This is a genomic window from Chitinivibrionales bacterium (assembly GCA_014728215.1).
Taxonomy (GTDB): domain Bacteria; phylum Fibrobacterota; class Chitinivibrionia; order Chitinivibrionales; family WJKA01; genus WJKA01.
In genome coordinates, this window is the sequence record WJLZ01000041.1 from 1 (window position 1) to 4,815 (window position 4,815).

Consider the following 4,815-nt stretch of genomic DNA (forward strand, 5'->3'; position numbering starts at 1 on the left):
CTTGGTGAGGGTGGGGGTGGCTGCTGCTCTTTTTTATCTTGCTGCTGTTGCTGTTCTTTCTGTTGGTCCTGTTTTTCCTGCTGCTTGTTTTTTTGATCCTGCTGTTCTTTCTTGTCGTCTTTATTCTTGTTTTTCTGATCCTGTTTGTTTTGTTTGTTTTGCTTATCCTGATCCTTGTTTTTATCCTGTTTATTCTGATCTTTTTGCTGTTGCTTTTCCAACTGCTTGATCATTTCTTGTGTCAATTGGAGATTCCATTTGGCATCCTGATCGTTGGGATCGATGTCGAGAGTCTTTATGTAGTTTTCGAGTGCCAGCTTGAATTTTTCGCTTGCCTGAGGTTGCCCCCTTTGCATAAGCTGTTGGCCCTGTCGATAGAGTATGTTGCCGAGGTTATAATGAAGATCGGCCCGCGCTTCAACATCTTCCTGCGAAAGGGCAGACATATAATCTTCTTCAGCCTGATCGAATTTTTTGAGCTTATAACTGGCCGAACCCCTGTTCATTTTTAATGCAGGATTACCGGGCGCTTCAAGGAGTGCATCTTCATACAACCTGAGCGCTTCTTCGTATTTCCCCTCTTTGTAGAGCTTATTCGCTTTCCTGTTTTTCCTGTACACGTCATCGGCCCGGAGGGAGACCGCAAAAAAAGAAAGCAGAATTAATAAAGAAATTATTTTCATAGCAAATTAAAACCGGTTAAAGGATATCGTGTTTTTTAATACCTTCCATGCCACTCGCCTTTTTTTCTCACCCGTTCGGGAATGAAGAATTCGACACATAAAAAGAGAAGGGCTATAAACAGAAGCCACTGGTACCGTTCTTCGTAAATAGTCATTTTATTCATTCCCAGATCCTTTTTTTCCATTTTCATTATTTCTTCGTAAATGACCTCAAGATCCAGGTTCGTTCCGGCATGGAAGTATTTGCCCTTACCTTCCAAAGCGATTTTTTCGAGGGTAACCGGATTAAGACGAGTCATAACCAGATTGCCTTTTTTATCCTTTTTGTATACAACATTGCCGCCCTGCTTTTTGACCGGAATAGGCACGCCGTTTTCGGAACCGATACCGACGGTATAAATTTTTACTCCCTTATCCGCAGCTTTTTTCGCTGCTTTTATCGATTCACCTTCATGATCTTCGCCGTCGGAAAGAACTATCAACACCTTGTGTTTCCTGGCTTTGGAATGATAGGCTTCATTGGCATGTTCGATCGCCGATGCCAGGGCGGTACCCTGGATCGGAATCCAGTCGGTTTCCACGACGTCTAAAAACAGCTTTGCAGCACCATAGTCGAGTGTCAAGGGACATTGTACAAAGCTTTCACCGGCAAATACAACAAGTCCCACTCGATCGCCCTGGCATAAATCGATGAATTTGGCGATTTCATATTTTGCCCTTTTAAGACGGTTCGGCGCAATGTCTTCGGCAAGCATGCTTTTGGAAATGTCGAGCGCTATGATAATGTCGACACCTTTGCGCTCCATCAATTCCATTTTCGCTCCGAATCGCGGTCGGACCAGGGCTAAAACAAGGAAAAAGAAAAAGACGATAAAGAATATCCATTTAAGCAGTTGCCGTGAAAAGCGCATGTTCGGTGCAAGACGAGGCATCAACGACGATGATGCAAACCGTTTAAGCGCCTGCTGTTTCAGCTGCCAGGCCCAGATAAAAAAGCCCACCAGGATCGGTATACCCAGGAGAAGCCAGAAAAAATGCGGGCTGCCGAATCTCATTGGCCCGACTCCTCAGGCAATGGTGTTACCGGTGTGCAGACTGTTATATGCTGCATTGTAAAAACTCCGTAATGCTGTACTAAGGAACCCGTCTGAACCGTGTATGGGCCAGGATGAGTTCCAGGATTAAAATTACGCTTCCCCATAACAGCCAGGGGAAGAATCGTTCCGCATAGGTTGTAAATGATTTTGTTTTTATTTCGGTTTTTTCCATTTTGTCGATAGTGTCGTAAATTTCCTGAAGCTTTTCGGGATCGTTTGCCCTGAAAAACATTCCCTTTGTCGTCGTTGCGATATCGACCAGAGACTGTTCATCCAGCTCCGATTCGACAAGCTGCACCTGGGAGCTTACTTTACCGGTCCACGGATTGCGCACCTGAAAGGGATAGGGTACTTTGCCTTCCTTCCCTACGCCGATCGTGTAGATTTTGATCCCCAGTGCACCGGCAGCTTCGGCTGCAGTGAGTGGGGCGATTTCACCACGGTTATTGGCCCCGTCGGTCAGAAGAATGACCACCTTGCTTTTGGCATAGGAATCCTTGATCCGGTTTGCGGCAGTTGCTACGGCCGTCCCGATAGCGGTGCCGTCCTCGATTTCATTGAACGTTACTTCATCTAAGAACTGAACAAGGATATTGTAATCGAGGGTTAATGGGCATTTAGTATAGCTTCTTCCGGCAAACACAACCAGGCCGATCCGGTCGTGCTCCCGCTTTTGAATGAAGTTTTTGATCGTTTCCTTTGCCACATGCAGCCGGTTCTGAGGTTTGAAATCGAGAGCCCGCATGCTGGTGGAGGCATCAAGAACCAAAATTATATCAACACCTTCGGTGCTGACCTCTTCTTCGGTATTTCCCTTTTGCGGACGGGCGAGTGCAACAATAAGCAGGCCAACCCCGATAACTCTGAGCACAATTGTGGTATGGCGAAGTTTCACCCAGGGCGATTGAGGAAGCTTTTTGATTAGTGACAAGTCTGAAAATCTGACGGTTGGTCTCAGGCGCTTTTCCCGAAGTACGTATACCCATATCATGGGAATCCAGATAAGGAGCAGCCAGAGAAATGCAGGATCTTTTAAACGCATAGACTATTTGCTTTGCTCTTCGGTTGATGGCTCCCGGTTTTGGGCCGGTTGGTTTCTGTCGGACCGATTTGCCTCTTTCCTTCCGGTAAGATCAGGACGGGTTTTTTCTACAAAGTTCCGGGCCTCTTTTTCGAGCGTATACAAGGTATCCATATCAGGAACATACCGGGCAAATTTAATCGGATCGCTTGTTTTAAAGAACCATTGGGCTTTTTTCTTCGGTTCCGGTTCGATTTGAGCCTGCTCGAGCCATTCAAGCATCTCCCCGGTGGTATATTCCGCAGCAAAAACATCATACCGCCGGCTGATATATCGTTTGAGGATATCGGAAAGCCCAAAAGTAAAGGGTTTGACATGCCCTTGTTTGAGATACTGCTTTGTTTCGAGATCTTTCAGGGCCATAATCGCCTCTTCATAGGGTGGTTTCGGCGGCGGTGGTGGTGCAACCCACCGTCGCTTGCCCCAATGAAATTTTGCACCGAGAATAAATCCGGTTATCACATAAAGAGCCAGGCCGATCCAAAGCCATATCAGCGGGCGATTGCCGGCAACCTGTTGCGGTTTCAAATCTTTCAGGTCGGCAGTGTCGGCTGTTATGACCGAATGGACTCTGAGTGGGACCGGTTTGGTCATGATCGTATCGGGAATATTTTCTTCAACGATAACGTATGGAAGGGCCGGGATAGAGCAGGGCTCGACTTTATAGGTTGTCAGCATATACCGGTACACAAGTGTGTCTCTTTTAGTCTTGCGGTCGAGTTCAACCTGGTCTTCACGATAGTCTTTTACCGCCAGAATGCCGAAATCCTGTTCGATTTCAGGAGGAACAACCGTGACATTTTTCGGAACGGTAAGGGTGACGGTATATTCAATCCGGTCGCCGACAGTAAGGCTGTCGCTGCTGAGGGATGTTGTGAGCGTTGCGGCGGTGGCTGTAAATGCCGTTAAAAATGCAAATACACTACCGGTTTTTGCAAGGCGCCGGAACAGAGTGCGAATCGTAGTACGGATGTGAATATCTCCTGTCATGAACCTTTTAGCTTATAAAATTTTACCTGCGACAATGAGTCCGACCTGAACAAGTCCAATCATGAATCCCAGGATACCGCCAAAGATCTCAATGGCTTTCAGTTCCCGGGAGGCAATGGCATAAACTATGTTTTCCAGTCTGCTCATGTCAAAGCCTTCAATTTTTTCCTGCACGATTTTTTTGAAATCAAGATGCGATTCCACTTTCTTTAAAAGCATATCCAGGGCACTCGGAAGGAAAGGCTCGAGTTCTTCCATCAGCCGGGTTTTTATCTGCCGTACAACATCTCCGGAAAGAAAAAGCTCGGTAAGCGCGCTTGTCCCCAGGAGCTTTTGAAACAACTCATCGATCTTCCCACCCAGGATCGAGACCATGGCGTCATGAAACGCCGGCGTCTGCATGGCTTTTTTTATATCACGATGAGAAATCAGTTCTTTTTCTACCGTCTCACCAATTTTTCGTGCAAGCTCGGATTTACGCTTTGGAATTAATCCCTGAAATCTGATTCCCAGTATCGTTACCGGCTTTCGGGGCCTGAAAATCATCTTAACCGCAATATAATTAGTAAGCCAGCCGATCAGACCGGAAATAATCGGTATCAGAGACAGAAATATAATATTGTAATTCATTATAGAAATTGGATTCTATACTACGTTTATGGATTCGGCAATATTCAAATTAAGCCATAAAATATTTCATTTCCATCGGGTGATGAAATGATATGGTATGGATAGCGGGAAATAGGTTATTTTGTAAGGATGTTTTATTGAGGGGACAATCATTATCATTTGATAACGAAAAGTACTATATACCCATGGCACTAAAGAATTTTTCCTGGATAATCCCCGATACGCTTGCCGGTTCAGCGTTGCCCGGGGGAGCGATGTATCTGAATGATGAATACGCTTTGTCGGATTTAAGGGAGCTGTACGAGTTGGGTGTCCGTCGCCTCATCTCGCTCCA

General features: G+C 45.9%; 6 protein-coding genes. 1 reads left to right on the forward strand and 5 read right to left on the reverse strand.

Translation table 11 applies throughout. The features are described from left to right. The 5 genes from GF401_02685 to GF401_02705 form a co-directional block, all read right to left on the reverse strand. On the reverse strand, positions 1 to 683 hold a 683-nt coding region (locus GF401_02685; protein ID MBD3343950.1), incomplete at its 3' end, for a tetratricopeptide repeat protein. 35 nt (positions 684 to 718) lie between these two features. Further along, positions 719 to 1,738 (reverse strand): VWA domain-containing protein, encoded by a 1,020-nt coding sequence (locus GF401_02690; protein MBD3343951.1) that lies wholly within the window; start codon positions 1,736 to 1,738, stop codon positions 719 to 721. A 79-nt stretch (positions 1,739 to 1,817) separates the two neighbouring features. Continuing rightward, positions 1,818 to 2,822: a VWA domain-containing protein gene (locus GF401_02695; GenBank protein MBD3343952.1), complete on the reverse strand. Its 1,005-nt coding sequence runs from the start codon at positions 2,820 to 2,822 to the stop codon at positions 1,818 to 1,820. 3 nt (positions 2,823 to 2,825) lie between these two features. Next, positions 2,826 to 3,851, reverse strand: coding sequence for a hypothetical protein (locus tag GF401_02700; protein MBD3343953.1), 1,026 nt, complete (start codon positions 3,849 to 3,851; stop codon positions 2,826 to 2,828). A 12-nt stretch (positions 3,852 to 3,863) separates the two neighbouring features. Continuing rightward, positions 3,864 to 4,481, reverse strand: coding sequence for a DUF445 family protein (locus GF401_02705; GenBank protein ID MBD3343954.1), 618 nt, complete (start codon positions 4,479 to 4,481; stop codon positions 3,864 to 3,866). A 137-nt stretch (positions 4,482 to 4,618) separates the two neighbouring features. Here GF401_02705 and GF401_02710 point away from each other — a divergent pair. Then, positions 4,619 to 4,815: hypothetical protein (locus tag GF401_02710; GenBank protein MBD3343955.1), on the forward strand; the 197-nt coding region annotated here is incomplete at its 3' end.

What these genes read in the sequence shown, in the direction of transcription:
- GF401_02695 (MBD3343952.1), bottom strand. Translation starts at nt 2,822, where the DNA reads ATGCGTTTAAAAGATCCTGCATTTCTCTGGCTGCTCCTTATCTGGATT.
- GF401_02700 (MBD3343953.1), bottom strand. Translation starts at nt 3,851, where the DNA reads ATGACAGGAGATATTCACATCCGTACTACGATTCGCACTCTGTTCCGG.
- GF401_02690 (MBD3343951.1), bottom strand. Translation starts at nt 1,738, where the DNA reads ATGAGATTCGGCAGCCCGCATTTTTTCTGGCTTCTCCTGGGTATACCG.
- GF401_02705 (MBD3343954.1), bottom strand. Translation starts at nt 4,481, where the DNA reads ATGAATTACAATATTATATTTCTGTCTCTGATACCGATTATTTCCGGT.